This window comes from Acidithiobacillus sp. IBUN Pt1247-S3, from assembly GCF_041146875.1.
Taxonomy (GTDB): Bacteria; Pseudomonadota; Gammaproteobacteria; order Acidithiobacillales; family Acidithiobacillaceae; genus Igneacidithiobacillus.
The window spans coordinates 131,297-148,277 of the sequence record NZ_JBFRXP010000002.1; the positions used below are offsets into that span (position 1 = coordinate 131,297).

At 58.6% G+C, this 16,981-nt stretch carries 11 protein-coding genes; 10 read left to right on the top strand and 1 reads right to left on the bottom strand.

The annotated features are described in order from the left end of the window. The first annotated feature begins 132 nt into the window (after positions 1-132). The 6 genes from AB4090_RS02605 to AB4090_RS02630 are packed head-to-tail and all read left to right on the top strand — an operon-like array spanning position 133 to position 10,602. Positions 133-756: a recombinase family protein gene (locus AB4090_RS02605; protein ID WP_369572296.1), complete on the top strand. Its 624-nt coding sequence runs from the start codon at positions 133-135 to the stop codon at positions 754-756. Continuing rightward, positions 753-3,533 carry a class I SAM-dependent DNA methyltransferase gene (locus AB4090_RS02610; protein WP_369572297.1) on the top strand — a complete coding sequence of 927 codons (2,781 nt, stop codon included), beginning with the start codon at positions 753-755 and terminating at the stop codon, positions 3,531-3,533. The genes AB4090_RS02605 and AB4090_RS02610 overlap by 4 nt, the downstream gene beginning before the upstream one ends. Then, positions 3,530-5,584: a DEAD/DEAH box helicase gene (locus tag AB4090_RS02615; RefSeq protein WP_369572298.1), complete on the top strand. Its 2,055-nt coding sequence runs from the start codon at positions 3,530-3,532 to the stop codon at positions 5,582-5,584. Before AB4090_RS02610 ends, AB4090_RS02615 begins: the two co-directional genes overlap by 4 nt. Next, positions 5,577-6,785, top strand: a complete 1,209-nt coding sequence (locus tag AB4090_RS02620) for a GIY-YIG nuclease family protein (RefSeq protein ID WP_369572299.1) — start codon at positions 5,577-5,579, stop codon at positions 6,783-6,785. The genes AB4090_RS02615 and AB4090_RS02620 overlap by 8 nt, the downstream gene beginning before the upstream one ends. Continuing rightward, the gene (locus AB4090_RS02625) at positions 6,782-9,451 is read left to right on the top strand and encodes a TrlF family AAA-like ATPase (protein WP_369572300.1); all 2,670 of its coding nucleotides are present in this window, start codon (positions 6,782-6,784) and stop codon (positions 9,449-9,451) included. The genes AB4090_RS02620 and AB4090_RS02625 overlap by 4 nt, the downstream gene beginning before the upstream one ends. Continuing rightward, a complete protein-coding gene (locus AB4090_RS02630; protein WP_369572301.1) occupies positions 9,433-10,602 on the top strand; it encodes an RNA-binding domain-containing protein in 1,170 nt (389 codons plus the stop codon). The genes AB4090_RS02625 and AB4090_RS02630 overlap by 19 nt, the downstream gene beginning before the upstream one ends. Before the next feature lie 301 nt (positions 10,603-10,903). Here AB4090_RS02630 and AB4090_RS02635 read toward each other — a convergent pair whose 3' ends face one another. Further along, a complete protein-coding gene (locus AB4090_RS02635; RefSeq protein WP_369572302.1) occupies positions 10,904-13,327 on the bottom strand; it encodes a type IV secretory system conjugative DNA transfer family protein in 2,424 nt (807 codons plus the stop codon). A 125-nt stretch (positions 13,328-13,452) separates the two neighbouring features. Between AB4090_RS02635 and AB4090_RS02640 the strand changes: the two genes are divergently transcribed. The 4 genes from AB4090_RS02640 to AB4090_RS02655 are packed head-to-tail and all read left to right on the top strand — an operon-like array spanning position 13,453 to position 16,570. Beyond that, positions 13,453-14,736: a UvrD-helicase domain-containing protein gene (locus AB4090_RS02640; protein WP_369572303.1), complete on the top strand. Its 1,284-nt coding sequence runs from the start codon at positions 13,453-13,455 to the stop codon at positions 14,734-14,736. A gap of 54 nt (positions 14,737-14,790) precedes the next feature. Then, positions 14,791-15,132 carry a 3'-5' exonuclease gene (locus AB4090_RS02645; protein ID WP_369572304.1) on the top strand — a complete coding sequence of 114 codons (342 nt, stop codon included), beginning with the start codon at positions 14,791-14,793 and terminating at the stop codon, positions 15,130-15,132. Positions 15,133-15,149: 17 nt separating this feature from the next. Next, a complete protein-coding gene (locus tag AB4090_RS02650; RefSeq protein WP_369572305.1) occupies positions 15,150-16,355 on the top strand; it encodes a conjugal transfer protein TraB in 1,206 nt (401 codons plus the stop codon). Positions 16,356-16,378: 23 nt separating this feature from the next. Then, positions 16,379-16,570 carry a hypothetical protein gene (locus AB4090_RS02655; protein ID WP_369572306.1) on the top strand — a complete coding sequence of 64 codons (192 nt, stop codon included), beginning with the start codon at positions 16,379-16,381 and terminating at the stop codon, positions 16,568-16,570. Positions 16,571-16,981: the final 411 nt, after the last annotated feature.

The window sequence follows — 16,981 nt, forward strand, 5'->3', positions numbered from 1 at the left end:
CTCAATGCGCCCTGTATGCTGTCCATAAAATGGTGGTTTTCTGGATGCCGCTGGGCTGCATGCTAACGGGCTGCCAGAAACACCTTAATCTGTTAAAATTCCCATCAATTTTTCAACGTCCGGCAACTGTTAATGAATCAACGGATCGGCTATGCCCGCGTATCGACGGATGACCAGAACCTGGACCTGCAGCGCGACGCGCTGCGCCTGGCTGGGGTCGGCTCCATCTACGAAGAGGCGGTGAGCGGCAAGACTGCAGTTCGACAGGAGCTTGACCATTGTCTGAAAGCGCTGCGAGCGGGGGACACCCTCGTGGTGTGGAGACTGGATAGGCTCGGGCGTAGCCTGCCGGACCTAGTGCAGATCGTCGCGGGCTTGGAGGAAAAGAAGATTGGCTTCGAGAGCATCACCGAGAAGATCGAGACCACTAGCGCGGCCGGGAAGCTGGTCTTCCATGTGTTCGCGGCGTTGGCAGAGTTCGAGCGCAACCTGATTCGGGAGCGAACACAGGCTGGCTTGGTCGCTGCACGGGCACGTGGCCGCTCTGGAGGACGCAAGCCGAAGCTGGATGCACGACAAATTAGGGAGATCAAGCGCCTGATGTCTGACCCAACCATTCCGGTCGGCCAAATTGCGGAGCGTTACAAGGTCTCACGGACAACCATTTACAAGGTGGCCCCCCGCAGCGTTGTCCCGGCTAGTGAGCCTCAATCGGACGCGGGCAGGAAAAAGTCACATAGGCAAGATGCCGCATGAACGCAGTAGAAATCGAACAAGCCATCACAGACCTTGCGGAGCAGCCCTTTGACCCCGCAGAGTTCCCCTATGCCTTCCTTGAAGCCTTCGGCAACAAGGCAACCACCATCAAGCGCCTGCGCGCAGGGGCATCGAACAAGTCCGACCTGAGCGGCGTTCTCCAGACCAGCAACATCCACATCCTGACCTGCAATGCGGGCCAGGTCACGGCGACGCTCAAGGCCCTCAAGGACAGCCCGGCCACCGCCAAGGGCAAGGCCAAGTTCGTGCTCGCCACCGATGGCGTGGACTTCGAGGCCGAAGACCTGTCCAGTGGCGAGACAGTTGCCTGCGCCTTCAAAGATTTCCCAGACCACTTTGGCTTCTTCCTGCCGCTGGCGGGTATCAGCACCGTCCGCCAGATCAGCGAAAACGCCTTTGACATTCGGGCCACCAGCCGCCTGAATCGCCTGTACGTCGAACTGCTGAAAGACAACCCTGAATGGGGTAAGGCTGAGCGCCGCCATGACATGAACCACTTCATGGCGCGGCTCATCTTCTGTTTCTTCGCCGAGGACACCGACATATTCATCGGCAAAGGCAAGTTTACCGAGACCGTCACGCAGATGAGCGCGAAGGACTCGACCAACACCCACGAGGTCGTCGGCACCTTGTTCCTTGCCATGAACACGAAAAGCGAGGATCGAGCCGCAGCGAAGATTCCCCGTTGGGCCGACAGCTTCCCCTACGTCAATGGCGGTTTGTTTTCCGGCAGCATGGATGTGCCGAAGTTCAGCAAGATCGCCCGTTCCTATCTGCTGCACGTCGGCGGCCTCGACTGGACCAAGATCAACCCCGACATCTTCGGGTCGATGATCCAGGCCGTCGCAGAGGATGAGGAACGCGGTGAGTTGGGTATGCACTACACGAGCGTTCCCAACATCCTGAAGGTGCTAAACCCGCTTTTCCTCGACGACCTGCGGGCGAGACTGGGGGAGGCGGGGAATAACGCGCGCATGCTGCTCAACCTGCGCAAGCGCATCGCAAAGATCAGAGTCTTCGACTCAGCCTGCGGTTCGGGCAACTTCCTGGTGATTGCCTACAAGGAGATGCGCGCAATCGAGGCCGAGATTAATAAACGGCGCGATGAGTCGGATCGCCCGTCAGAAATTCCGCTCACCAATTTTCGCGGGATCGAGCTACGCGACTTCCCTGCAGAGATCGCGCGCCTTGCGCTGGTCATCGCCGAGTATCAGTGCGATGTGCTCTATCGCGGGCAGAAGTTGGCCTTGGCCGAGTTCTTGCCTCTGCGCAATGAGAACTGGATCACCTGCGGCAACGCTCTGCGGCTCGATTGGTTGAGAATATGCCCATCGACTGGCACCGGCGTGAAGGTGCAGGCCGATGACTTGTTCGAAACCCCGCTTGATCAGGCAGAAATTGACTTCGAGAACGAGGGCGGCGAGACATACCTCTGCGGGAATCCCCCGTACCTAGGCTCCCGTGATCAAAAGGACGAACAAAAATCTGACTTGCGACTACTTTTTGACAAGCGAGTAGACAATTGGAAGTCCCTTGACTATGTCGCCGGATGGTTTATGAAGGCGACCGACTACTGCATAAACACAAGGTCCATTGCCGCTTTCGTTTCTACCAACTCTATCTGCCAAGGTTTACAAGTCCCTGTCCTATGGCCAGCGATCCTTGCAAGTGGCTGCCAGATCGAATTTGCGCATACTTCCTTCCGTTGGGCCAATCTTGCCAGCCATAACGCTGGCGTGACCGTGGTAATCGTAGGCATAACGACGCAGCCCCGCAGTCCGAGGCGTCTGTTCTCTTTGGACAATTCGGGGAACACCATCGAGCGACAAGTCTCGCACATCAACGCATATTTGGCGGTAGGCGAAAGTGTCATCGTTGAAAAGGCTAGTCAACCTTTGTCCGCACTTAGCGAGATGACCTTCGGAAACACACCGATAGACGGAGGTCTCTTGTTGCTGTCGCGGGACGAGCGCGACTCGTTACAACTCACGCCCACACAACAAGCCCGCTTTGTCCGCCGGATTGTCGGTTCGGCTGAGTTCATTCGCGGCTTAGAGCGCTATTGCTTGTGGATCGAAGATCAACACTTGACTGAAGCACAAGCAATTCGCCCTCTTGCTCAACGCATTAGTGGCGTGCGCGATTTGCGGCTCAATGGCGGGAAGACAGCAAGGGATATCGCTGATAGGTCGCACCAATTTCAAAGGATGTTCATTGGAAAGCACTCAACCCTCGTTGTGCCTAGCGTCTCGTCCGAATCCCGTGAATACTTGCCCTGTGGTTATGAGCCTGCCGGAACGGTAGTCAGCAACCTCGCTTTCGCCCTCTATGACGCTCCGCTTTGGAACATGGCTCTTATCGCAAGTCGCATGCACCTAGTCTGGATCGCCACCGTCTGCGGCAAGCTGGAAACACGCTACCGCTACTCTAACACCCTAGGCTGGAATACCTTTCCCGTGCCTATGCTGACGGAGAAGAACAAAGCCGACCTTACGCGCTGCGCTGAGGACATCTTGTTGGCGCGGGAGCATCACTTTCCGGCGACCATCGCTGACCTTTACGAACCCGAGAAGATGCCCTCCGATCTGCGGGAGGCGCATGAGCGCAACGACGAAGTGCTGGAGCGCATTTACATCGGCCGCCGATTCAAGAACGACACCGAGCGGCTGGAGAAGCTGTTCGACCTCTACACCAAGATGACCGCTGTGGCTTCGCCGGCCAAGGGCAAGAAACGTAAAGCGGGAGCCAACATATGAACGAAAAGATCAAATCCGTACCATCCGTTTCAGTCTCTTACGCCCGCAACGGGGCATCAACCAAGTCCAATGCACTTGGGATGCGGCCCATGCAGGAGCGCGCCTACGAGAAGCGCGGCGAGCAATACCTGCTTATTAAGTCCCCGCCAGCATCCGGCAAGAGCCGTGCCTTGATGTTCGTCGCGCTCGATAAGCTGGCGAACCAAGGCTTGAGGCAAGCCATCATCGTCGTGCCGGAGAAGTCCATCGGGGCCAGTTTCAACGATGAGCCGCTGTCAAAGTACGGCTTCTGGTCCGACTGGCAGGTTGAACCCAAGTGGAACCTGTGCAACGCGCCGGGCAACGACAACGGCGGCAAGGTCAAGTCGCTGGGCGCGTTCCTCGAAGGTGACGACAGGGTGCTGGTCTGCACCCACGCCACCTTCCGGTTTGCAGTCGATGCCTACGGCGTGGAGGCGTTCGACGACCGGCTGATCGCCGTCGATGAGTTCCACCACGTTTCGGCCAACCCGGACAACAAGCTCGGCCTGCATCTGGGACAGTTCATTGCGCGTGGCAAGACGCACATAGTCGCCATGACTGGCTCTTACTTCCGGGGCGATGCCGAGGCCGTGCTCGCGCCGCAGGACGAGTCGAAGTTCGATACCGTCACCTACACCTACTACGAACAGCTCAACGGCTACGAGTACCTCAAGCAGCTCGACATCGGCTACTTCTTCTACAGTGGCCCTTACGTCGATGACATCCTTAATGTCCTCGATCCCGCCGAGAAGACCATTATTCACATCCCGAATGTCAATTCGCGCGAGAGCACGAAGGACAAGATGCGGGAAGTGGAGCACATCATCGAGGCTCTGGGTGAATGGCAAGGCATCGACCCTGCGACCGGCTTCCAACGTGTTAAGCGACCCGATGGCCGCGTGCTGCGGATTGCCGATCTTGTTGATGATGACGCTTCAAAACGCGACCACGTAGCCACCGCGCTGAAAGGCCCGGCGCAGAAGAACAACCGAGACCATGTGGACATCATCATCGCGCTGGGCATGGCGAAGGAAGGCTTCGATTGGATTTGGTGCGAACACGCGCTAACCGTGGGTTACCGCGCCAGTCTGACCGAGATCGTGCAAATCATCGGCCGTGCCACTCGTGACGCGCCGGGCAAGACCCGCGCAAGGTTCACCAACCTGATCGCCGAGCCGGATGCGACCGAGGCAGCTGTCACCGAGGCCGTCAACGACACGTTGAAGGCTATCGCGGCGAGCCTGTTGATGGAGCAGGTTCTAGCGCCGCGCTTCGAGTTCAAGCCCAAGAACCCCGACAGCGGCCCGACGCCGGGCTTTAGCTATGGCGAGAGTGGCTATGACCCGGACCGCTGCAATGTCGGTGTCAATGAGCAGACCGGTGCCTACCAAATCGAAATCAAGGGCCTTGCCGAGCCCAAGAGCAAGGAGGCGGCGCGAATCTGTCAGGAAGACCTGAACGAAGTCATCGCTGCCTTCGTGCAAGACAAGCCCACCATCGAGCGCGGCCTGTTCGATGAGGAATTGGTGCCCGAGGAGCTAACCCAGGTTCGCATGGGCAAGATCATCAAGGACAAATATCCCGAGCTTGACGCCGAAGATCAGGAGGCCGTTCGCCAGCATGCCATCGCTGCCCTCAACCTCACTCAACAGGCTAAACGGCTGGTCACCGAAGGCGAGAGCGACGGGTCGCCCAACACTGCTCTGATCGACGGCGTGCGCCGCTTCGCGATGGATGTGCGTGAGTTGGACATCGACCTGATCGACCGAATCAACCCCTTCGGTGAAGCCTACGCCATCCTTGCCAAGACCATGAGCGAGGACAGCTTGAAGCAGGTCGCGGCGGCCATCTCGGCGAAGCGCACGATCCTGACGCCGGATGAGGCGAAGGAGATGGCCGTTCGCGCCGTCCAGTTCAAGAAAGAGCGCGGACGCATTCCGGCGCTCGATTCCCAGGATGCGTGGGAGCGACGCATGGCCGAAGGCGCAGCCGCCTTTATGCGTTTCAAGGCGGAGGGGCGCTATGAGTAACTCCGATCTTGACGCACTTGCTGCAGAGCTTGCCGACTTCGCACCGCCCGAGAAGAAGGGCGGACGCCCAGCCAGTGAAGAGCGCGTCATCGCTGGCTTCGAGGAAATCCAGCGTTTCACTGAGCAGCACGGGCGCGCGCCGCAGCACGGTGAAGACCGCGACATATTCGAGCGCCTTTACGCCGTGCGGCTCGACCGCTTGCGCGTGCTGCCCGATTGCCGTGCCTTGCTTGCGTCGCTCGACCATCAGGGCCTGCTTGCAGGGGCACCAACGGCTGCTACGGCGGAGGAAATCATCGACATCGACGACCTGGCTGCCGAACTGGCAGGCGTGGGCGGTAGGGACGGCATCACAGTCCTGCGCCATGTTCGCACCAGCGCCGAAAAGCGCGCCGCCGAGGAAATCGCGGATCGAAAGCCCTGCGAGGACTTCGAGACCTTCCGGCCCTTGTTCGAGCGTGTTCAAACGGAAGTCAAGACCGGCTTGCGCCAGTCCCAGCCCATAGAAGCGGGCCGCCGTGCGATTGAAGCCGGGGACTTTTTCGTTCTCGAGGGCATTACGCTCTACGTCGCCGAGGTCGGTGAGCCGCTGAAAACCACCGCCAGGGAAATAGACCGGCGCTTGCGCCTCATCTTCTCCAATGGTACTGAGAGCAATCTGCTTCTACGCTCGCTCCAGCGCGCGTTCTACGACGACCCCGCCGCGCGGCGGCTGGCTTCGCCTGAGAGCGGGCAACTTTCCTTCGGCGGCGAGCTTGAGGCCGATGATGTCGAAAGCGGCACGATCTACGTCCTGCGCTCCTTATCCGATCATCCGTATGTTGCGCAGCACCGTGACATCATCTACAAGGTGGGAGTGACCGGCGGCAGGGTTGAAACGCGCATCGCCAACGCCGAGAACGAAGCGACCTATCTGCTGGCAAAGGTCGAGGTCGTTGCGACGTACAAGCTCGCGGGGGTTAATCGCACCCGGATGGAAAGCTTGTTCCACAGGTTGTTCGCGCCAGCGCGGTTGGACATCACCATCCATGACCGCTTCGGTCATCCTGTGCAGCCTGAGGAATGGTTCCTAGTGCCGCTCTATGTGATCGACGAAGCGGTTCAGCGCATTCGAGATGGCTCGATTACCGAGGTTGTCTACGATCCGAAGACAGCTCGACTGGTGGACTACGCACAGACACAATATAAGGATGCACCATGATGGAAAGTCTGCCGTCAAAGCAATCAGGAACTCGATCTACCTTCTTCGCGGAAGGGGCACAGTGGGTACGCGCAGACTTTCATCTGCATACCCGAGCAGACCGCGAATTCAAGTACACGGGCGATGACAACTTCTACAACAGCAACTATGTGGATGCGTTGGAGAAGGCGGGCATCCGGCTTGGCGTCATCACCAATCACAATAAGTTCGACTTTGACGAGTTCAAAGGACTGCGCAAGACGGCCCAGAAGAAGGGTGTTGCGCTGCTGCCAGGCGTCGAGTTGTCGGTTAACGACGGGGCTAACGGCATCCACACGCTTGTTGTGTTCTCTGACGAATGGATCGACGAGCACAACTACATCAACCCCTTCCTAACCAGCGCATTCGAAGGTAAGACACCTGCGCAATACGAGCAGGAGAATGGCCGCACCTCCTGGTCTCTTCTGGAGACGATCAAGAAGCTGGAAAGCTATCACCGGGATTTTTTCCTGGTGTTTGCCCATGTTGAAGCACCGAGTGGCTTGTGGGCGGAGCTGGATGGCGGCCGCCTCACTGAGTTGGGGCAGAGCGAATTTTTCCGGCGCAGAACACTGGCTTTTCAGAAGGTTCGCACGCACGATGGTGCAGGGAAAGAAAAACCTTGTCGCACCAAGATTCAAAGCTGGCTGCAGAGCTGGTACCCGGCAGAACTGGAAGGCAGCGACCCCAAGTGCATCGATGAAATCGGCCGGGGCAAAACCAGCTACCTGAAGTTGGGTGAGCTGTCCTTCGAGGCGGTCAAGTTTGCCTTGAGCGATCCTGTTGGGCGGGTAGCCATGGAGCCGCCCAAGCATCAGGCTTCGCACATCCGCAGCATCCGCTTCGACGGCGGCATCCTCGACGGGCAGATGCTGCATTTCTCTTCCGAACTCAACACATTGATCGGCATCCGGGGCAGTGGCAAGTCATCCATCCTAGAGGCAGTGCGCTACGCCCTCGACATCCCACGGGGCGAGAAGGCGCAGGACACCAAGTACAAGGATGAGTTGATCCGCCATACCCTCGGCAGCGGCGGCAAGGTGACGCTGACGGCCTGCGATGTGTACGGGCAGGAATTCACCGTCTCCCGTATCTTCCGCGAAGCGCCGAACGTCTACTTGGGCGGAAAGTTGCAGCCAGGCGTGTCGATCCGGGAGACCGTACTACGTCGCCCGATCTACTTTGGACAGAAGGACCTCTCCAGCACCGGCGAAGGCTTCGAGACTGATCTGGTAGAAAAGTTGGTTGGCGAGAAGCTACGTGTGCTGCGTGACGAGATCGAAGCGCAACGCCAGCGCGTGCGCGAAGCCGCCCAGCGCTGGCTCAAGTTGAGCAACACCGCCGAGCAGAAGCGCGATTTTGAGACCCAACTCGCCGATGCCAACTTCCGTCTGACCAAGTTCGCGGAGCACGGCATCGCCGACAAGCTCCAAAAGCGCCTTGGCTTCCAGCAGGACGCTACTGCGCTGGCACGCATGAAGGAGCGGGCGGACGACTTCATCCGCGCCCTGGGGCAACTGGTCGCCGAACACGAAGACGAGTTGCGCAACGCCACGAGCTACGCGTCCAAGCAGAACCCGGATTTCTTCGCGGCATACTACGCCGAGTTCGCCAACCTTGTTGCAAAGGTCGATCAGCTCAAGCAGATCGAGAGGGACGCGCGCGCCATTGCGGATCGCCTCAAGACCAAGCAGGGCGAATTTGAAGGTGCAAGCAGGAGCCTTCAGGAAGAGTTTGCGCAGGTCGAGCGGCAACTGGCCCAGGAACTCAAGCAAACTGGCATGACGGCCATCCAACCGGACGACTTCCTGGCCCAGCAGCAACGCAAGACCAAGGCGGAGCAAATGCTGGAGGCGTTGGCCAAGCAGGAATCACAGCAGACCAACATCCGCGACGCGCTGTTCGCGGAGATCGACAAGCTCAACGAACTCTGGCTGCGCGAGTTCAACACCATCAAGGTGGAGCTGGATCGCGTGAACGCTGGCCACACTGCCTTGCAGATCGAAGCTGACTTCAAGGGCGACAAGGAAGCCGCCATCAGCTTCATGCAGCAGCTCTTCAAGGGAAGCAACATCCGCGAGACCACGCTGCGCGCAGTGATGGAGGACTATGCCGACTTCGGCGGCCTCCTGCGTGCCCTGCCGGGCGCTTTGGTCAAGGCTGGCAGCACCCCCGAGGTCTTCGAGAAGACCTTCATGCAGAACCTGACCGAGTTCGTCACCTGGCAGGTTCCCAACCGTTTCGTCATACGCTATCGCGGCAAGGAGCTGAAGCACCACTCACTAGGGCAGCGAGCTTCTGCGCTGTTGCTGTACGTGCTCAGCCAGCGGCAGAACGACGTAATTATCATCGACCAGCCAGAAGACGACCTGGACAACCAGACCATCTACGATGACGTGATCAAGCTGCTGCGTGAGATGAAGCCTCACGCCCAGTTCATCTTCGCTACCCACAACGCCAATTTCCCGGTGCTGGGTGACGCGGAGCAGGTGCACGCCTGCCAGTACCAGGATGAAAGGGTAAACGTGGAAAGCGGTAGTATCGACGCCCGCCCGGTGCAGCACGCCATTATCAACATCATGGAAGGAGGCCAGGAAGCCTTCAACCGTCGCAAAGAGGTGTACAACCTATGGAAACCACAGAGCTGATCGACCTGCTCAGCCGGGGCGAGGACAGCCGGCAGCAGTTCAAGGCGGACATGACCAATGCTGATGCCTTGGCGGCAGAGATCGTGGCCTTCTGTAACACGGCTGGCGGGCGCATCTTCATTGGTGTGAACGACGACAGTTCGGTTCGGGGTCTGTCCGGAGCCGATGTTGCCCGTCTCAACCAGCTCATCGCCAACGCGGCCTCACAGGTTGTGCGTCCCGCCGTAAACCCGCTCACGGAAAACGTGCCACATCCAAATGGCACAGTAATGGTTGTCTCCATTCCAGAGGGTGTCAACAAGCCCTACATGGACAAGAACGGCACCATCTGGGTGAAGAATGGTTCAGACAAGCGCCGCGCAACGTCGCGCGAGGAACTGCAGCGGCTGTTCCAGCAGGCGGGGTTGGTACACGCCGATGAAACGCCCGTGGCGGGCTTGAGTGCGGGCGATGTTGACATGCCCTATTTTGAAGGGTTCTTCGAGCAACAATTCGGCGAGCCGCTCGCCCAACATAACCAGCCGCTGCCGCAGTTGCTGAGCAACATGAACCTGATGAACCAGGGGCAGCTCAACGTGGCTGGCAGCCTGCTATTCGCCAGGGCACCGCAGTACGCACTACCTGCTTTCATCGTCAAGGCTGTCGCCTTTGTCGGCACGCAGATCGAGGACGAACGCTACATCGACAGCCGCGACATTACCGGCAAGCTGGCCGATGTCTTCCAGCAGACGCTGGGCTTCATCATCGCCAACACCCGCGCCGCGCAGGGCGAGCAAGGATTCAACTCCCCGGGCTTGCCTGAGATCCCCCGTATCGTCTGGGAAGAGCTGGTCGCCAACGCCCTCATCCACCGCGACTACTTCGTCAGCGCTCCGGTGCGCGTGCTGGTCTTTGCGGATCGCGTCGAGATCATCAGCCCCGGCCACTTGCCTAACAACCTGACCATCGAGAACATCAAGGCCGGCAACTCCAACATGCGCAATCCCATCCTAGCCTCATTCGCGGCCAAGCTCCTTCCTTATCGCGGGCTAGGCAGTGGCCTTCTGCGCGTAATTCGGGCCTGGCCGCAGATCGAACTCATCGATGATCGGGCCGGCAATCTGTTCAAGGCCATCGTGGCGCGGCCCAGTGTGCTGCAGGCGGCGGGATAATCAGTCTCTAACGCAGGGCACGCTAGGCAATTGCACTGAACATGGTATTTTTCATGGCATCGAAGATGCATGTGAGTACAAGTCAATGATTTTATTTTGTAAATGTAATCTATCGACAATAGAGTGGGAATGATCGAGAAGCGTGTCCTGCATCACTGAGAAGCCTCCGGATAAGGAGGAAGGATCATCGTGCGGGTCACCAGTACATTGAAAGATAGCCCGAGCAGATATTCAGATTCTTGTTGAGCAGGTTGGCCCCGACGCTATCCTTTTTCCTGAGCCATAGCCGTTTGCTGGGTACCTATGACGGCTTTCCCCCCAACATCCCTGTCATCCCGCTCTTGTCACCATGCCGGTCCAGACGCTGCTGGCTGGGCACCCAGGCATCCGCACCCCCGGCAGCCTCCAGCATTTCTGGCGGCAAATGCTTGCGTGTCTGTGCATAGAGTAGAGCGGTCTGTGCAATGGCTTTTTTGAAGTCTTCCGCCTCCGGATCGTCTTCCCCGGACATCTCCTGACCGTTGCCATCCTGATCCTCTGGAGCATTGTCTGTCGCCAGGGGCTCTATATGAGCACTACCCGTGGAACTTTCGCCGCCTGCAGTGCCGGCACCGTCCGCAGGCGCGGATGCCTGGGGGTCGATGAAGTCCCCTTCCTCCAGTTGGGGTTCGCTGTCCGGGGCTTTGGCGGTCAACACCCCGCCGTGGGCACCGAATATGGCAACATAATTCTTTGGCTTGCCAATTTTGTCACCATGCTCCGGCGGCGCAATTTTGGCCCGGTCGAGGAAAACCGGGTTTTTAAAGTACAGGATCTGGCGGCCATAGACGGGGGCAAAGCCCGCGACCAGAACCAGCATATCGCCGGCTTTGACGATGTCCGAACCCTGTTTGACCGGGCCGCGCAGCCGCAGGACTTCATCCGGGGTGAGCAGGTCGCGGCCCTGGTAGGTGATGGATCGGCTCTGCCCTTTGGGCGAAGGCAGGAGAGACCCCTCCAGGCTTTGTGTCGTATTTTCCATGGCAACGGTTTTTTTACCCAGCATTTTGGATACCCACTCGGCCGTGGTCACCTCGTTGGGCGCGTAGACCACGCGCACATGGCAGTTGTTGATGATGATCTGGCCGCCCGCCTTGCCGTAGGCGTGTGCTTCATCCTCCAACTGGCTCTTGTCCTGGGCGATGAGATACAGCTTGACGTTGTATCCGGCAAAGAAAGCAATCGCGTCCTGAAACACGTCCATCTTGCCGAGAGAAGGGAACTCGTCGAGCAGCAGCAACAAGGGATGCTTGCCCCGACATACCATCCGTCCGCCCTTTTCAATGAGCCGGTCCTCACTCGTGAACTTGGAGGCGATCAGGTTGAGCACCAGGCGAATGAGGGGCTTTAGACGATTTTTGTCCTCTGGGGAGGTCACCAGATACAGGGATACCGGATGCTCCGCATCCTGCAGGTCCTGAATGTGGAAATCCGAGTATTCCGTCCATTCCGCCACGATGGGATCCCGGTACAGGGACAGGAAGCTCATCATGGTGGAGATGACGCCCGACTTCTCGTTAGGAGCCTTGTTCAGCATTTCCTTGGCAGACTGGGCGATCACGGGATGCACTTTCACAGTGTTTCCGTGCTGATCCTTCCAGTGATAGCGGTTTTCGGGGTCGTGCTCCGTTGCCATCATCTTGTTAAATGCTTCATCCACGCCCCCTTGCAGGTTGGGGTCGTTCAGGAAGGCGGCCACCCCGCGCAAGGTCTTGTCGGGTTCGGCATACAGCACATGGAGAATGACCGACGTGAGCAGGGCGAAACCTGTTTTCTGCCAATGATCGTTCAGGCCCTTGCCGTCCGGGTCCACGATCATGGTAGCGATGTTCATCACGTCCTTTACCTCGAAGGGGGTGCCTACCCGTATTTCTTCCAGGGGGTTGAAATGGCAGCACTGGTTTTTCTTGCCGAGATCGCCGTTGTTCGCCTCAACGCCTGCCGAGGGATCGGCGGCCATGCCGAATCCGGGGTTGAACTTAAGGATTTTCTGGCCGATGGTTTTTCGCCACCCCGCCGTCAGCAAATAATTCTCCCCCTTGATGTCATGCACCACGACGCTTTCCTGCCAACCGCCCAGAAGGGTCGGCAGGACCAGTCCCACCCCCTTGCCGGAGCGCGTGGGCGCAAAGGCAATGATGTGCTCTGCGCCGGCATGTTGCAGATATCGTGTCCGGTCCTGCGGGTCCGGGAAGCCCCCGACATAGCACACCCGAAGACTGGTTTGCTGCTTCCCGGCGGGGAGCAGAGCCATGTCTTTCACTTCCTTTTGCGTCGCCCAATGGGCCGACCCGTGCAGATCGGTTTCGTACAGTTTCTTTTGCAGGCGCCCCGTGCGGATGAACTGCCAGATGCCCACGGCCAGCGTGGGGACCAGCGTGCCGGCCAGGGCCGCATAAGCGGCGCGTTGCATCATCGGGTAGGCATAAAAATGCCAATACGCTTTCCCCAGAGCCAGCGGTGAGTACACGTCCATCCCGAAGATGGGCTTACTCACATAGTGGGGAAAGAAATTGGCGGCATACGGGGCGATGAACCAGTCCACGCCCAGGCTGGACGCCAGATAAGCCGAAAACACCCCCGTCATGGCAGTTGCCGCCATGCTGAGCACTGTGGCATTCCGGATTTTCTGCTGCATCCGGTAGTCGAGGACATTCTGGTCAGGTTGGTGAACACGCGCAGACATGAAGTGGGACTCCCTGAAAAGACTGACATCAGGGTATAGCCAGAGCATGGGGCGATCGCCCTGGTGCCCTCACACAACGGCAGGCGGCTATACCCACTGAGAAGTTGAACAGAGGAGTGGGCATTTTGGGTACTTTCAAGGCAACAGACGAGCAAACGGAGATTGTATCCCTGGCCTCGCTTGGGGCTTCGGTTTCGGTCAGCGCGTTTGCCGGCGCGGGCAAAACCTCCACACAGGTTCTGGTGGCCAAGGCGTTATTGGTAAAACGTCCCAACCGGACCATTCATTATTTCGCCTTCAACAAAACTATGGCCACAGAGGCTGCGGGGAAGTTTCCCGATGCGGTGAAAACATCCACTGCCCATTCCCTTGCTTACAACGCTCCATTTAACGGAGCGGTGCTGGGCAACGCCTTTCGTGGACGGACGCGCTGCGGCAAGAGACTGCGGGATGCCGTGATCGCCAATCATGCCAGGCGGGTGGATGATCTCCGCGATTTTGGCCTGCAACCGGGTTCTGCCGTTTCCTGTATCCTGGAGACGGTCGGGAACTTCTGCTTTTCGGAAGACATGGCGATCCTGCCTGCCCACGCGCCGCGTGAAACCGTGCGCGTCATTGCCGGCCTGAAAGGCGGAAAGGATGCGGCACGGGAGTTTGCCAAAACGGTCGCCGATGCAGCAGCAGAGGTGTGGCGGCGCATGTCCGATGTGCGCAGTGATTACCCGGCAACCGATGACGTGTATCTGAAATTGTGGGCCATGCACGGTGATTTCTCCGGGTTCGATGCCGTGCTTTTTGACGAAGCACAGGACGCGAACCCGGTCATGATCGGCGCGTTGAAAAAGATGCGCGATGCCGGAGCGCAAATCATTCTCGTCGGGGACCGGCATCAGAGTATTTATGGCTGGCGTGGCGCCGTGGACGCCATGAATCTGTTTGGTGATTTCCGGCAAGCGACCTTGACGGAATCCTTTCGGTTCGGGGAGAACATCGCGGCACCATCCCGCCTGTTTCTGGACGCGGCGGGGGAGCTTCTGGATCTGAAGGGGCGGAACCCAAACCCGGGTTTCCACAGCGACAGCAAAAAGCACAATCACCATCCTGATGCCATTTTGTGTCGCAGCAATGCCGGGGTGATCTTCTCGGCCTTGCGCTACATCAAGTGCGGCAAGATGCCGTACATCGAAGGGGGAGGCGAGGCTGCGGCGAAACTGCTTTCCGCACTGCGTTCCCTTTATGAAGGACGTCCCGGATACGGGCACCCGGAGTTGTCCCTATTCCATCATTGGGATGAGTTGGTCGATTATTCCGAGACGAAGGAAGGCGGGTCCTATCGCCCCTATGTGAAGATTGTGGAATCTCTGGTGAACGAGGAGCGCGGCGGTGACGGCGTTACCCGCCTTGGATGAGGCCGTCCATGCGTTGCGCGAGGGGGGACGGCCAAGTCTCGGCACTCGGGTTTCGTGACCATCAGTACGCTACACAAAGCCAAGGGGCTGGAGTGGCCCTGTGTCCGCCTGGGAGAGGACTGGACCAAGACGAATCTGGCGACGAAGTACGAATACCTTGGGGGAAGCGGCGATGTTGAAACCGCATACGGGGTCAACCAGGAAAGCTACAAACTCCTGTATGTTGCCTGGACGCGGGCGCAGGAACGGCTGGAGACCAATGGCTTGCAGGCCGTCTATGAGGAGCAGGCGGAGTTGTTGCGGGATTTCCCGGTGACGCCAGAGATCAGAAAGAAGGCCTGGGAATACAGAAATCTCACACAACGGCAGGCGGCTATACCCGCTGAGAAAAGGTGACGTCCCGAGGTGTGTCCATGTTGCGATTTCCGTTTTCCCTGCTGTTGACCGCCGGCTGTGGCGCCTCCTGGATGCTGCCCATCCACTGGCTCGGTCCCCTGCTTTCCCTGCTCTTCATAGGGCTCGTTCTCCTTCAGCAAAGCCGGATCACCCGCTACCTGGTAGCCTTTTCCTACTATGCGGCGGGCAGTGTGGGCCTGCTCCGGGGCGTGGCCGTCTTTTTTGATGCGCACGCGCCGATGTGGGAGGGAGCATTTCTGTGGCTCGGGTCGGCGGCCCTGCTGTCCGCCGGCTGGGCGTTTGTCGACAGACCCTGGAAGGCAGCGCTGGTACTGCTTCTTGACGCCTTGCCGCCCCTGGGCCTCTTTGACTGGCTTTCACCACTGTCATCGGCGGGTGTCCTCTTTCCTGGCATGGGGCTGAGTGGTCTGGTGGCTTTGGGGGTACTGTTTCTGATGGGGGAAGGCGGGTGGTGGCTGCGAACCCCAAAGGATCTGGACACCTTTGAGCTAAAGTTACGGCGTCTGGCGGCAACAACATTGCTCGGAATATCTATCCTGAGTAACAGCCTTGCGTTGCTTCCCAGGAATGTCCCACAGGGCTGGCAAGGTGTGGATCTCGACGTAGGCGAGGCCCCGCAATCCATTCTCGCCAACCAGACCCGCCATGCGGCCATTCTCCAGGAGGTTTTGGCTGCATCCGGTGCTCCGGATACCAAAGTGGTGCTGCTCCCAGAATCATTGGAAACGGATTGGGCAGGCAACGTCTGGGCCATCCAGCGCGCCATCCCTAAGGGGCAGATCTGGCTCGTGGGTATGAACGTGCCCAGAAGACCGGGCCTGGTGACAGATTCCATTGTGGCCCTGCGGCATCAGGGACCGCCGCGCGTCCTCTTCAACTCCACTTTTCCGGTTCCCGTGTCCATGTGGCACCCCTGGCTGCGGGGAACAGGGTACACGGAAGCCAACAACGTAGGCTATTCAGCGGCCTGGTGGACGCCTGCACGCAACATTGAGGGTATCCGTGCTTGGGCCAGTATCTGCTACGACCAGCTCTTACCCTTCGTCTGGATTGAGGGCGTCCTCCAGAACCCACAGGTGATCCTGCTGACCAACAACGAGTGGTGGGCGCAGGGAACGGGGATACCCGTTATCCAGGCTAACACCTCCTGGGCCTGGGGGCGGCTTATTGGCGCTCCGGCTATTGAGGCGGAGAATGCGTAGGGGTACGGAAATGTACTGCGGCGGTGAATGCTGCGCCCATCGGTTGTGTGCCCGTGCTGCGGCGCGCCAATGTGAGTGGTGCGGCGACGAGTGCCGCCGGTCTCGCCGTCACCACACAACGCGGGGACGAGCGAGGTCGTGGCCGTGTAACGCTATCGACCCGGTTACGCCAACGCGCCGTTCGGCGCCACGGTCGTGCTCGGTACATGAACTAGGCATCAGTGGCCGCCTGAGAAGTACGGGAATCTATGGTAGTAAAGATGTGCAGCAGTCAGAAAGAAGGAAATTTACGCCGAAAGGCGGTGAATGATGAGACGATGAAAGGGCATGGCGTGATTCAGAGAGGCCAAGAAACGTTTCTTATTAGCCGATCTTTTTTCAAAGGGTTGGCTGCACAGCGCCATTAATCTTGTCAAGTTCTTTCGCCAGAAGAAAACCTGCGAAGCAAAGCTTAATGTCTAATCCAGAGGTTATCAAGCTCCTGTCGAAGATTATGAAAAAACTGTTTTGTCTCTGTGCAGACTCGGCGTCTGTCAAGGTAGTTGTCGCTTCTCCCATTTTTTAAGCCGCCTTTTTATCCTGCCGCTGCGGGTTCAGATCTACCGCCCCGACGGGTGTCCAATTGC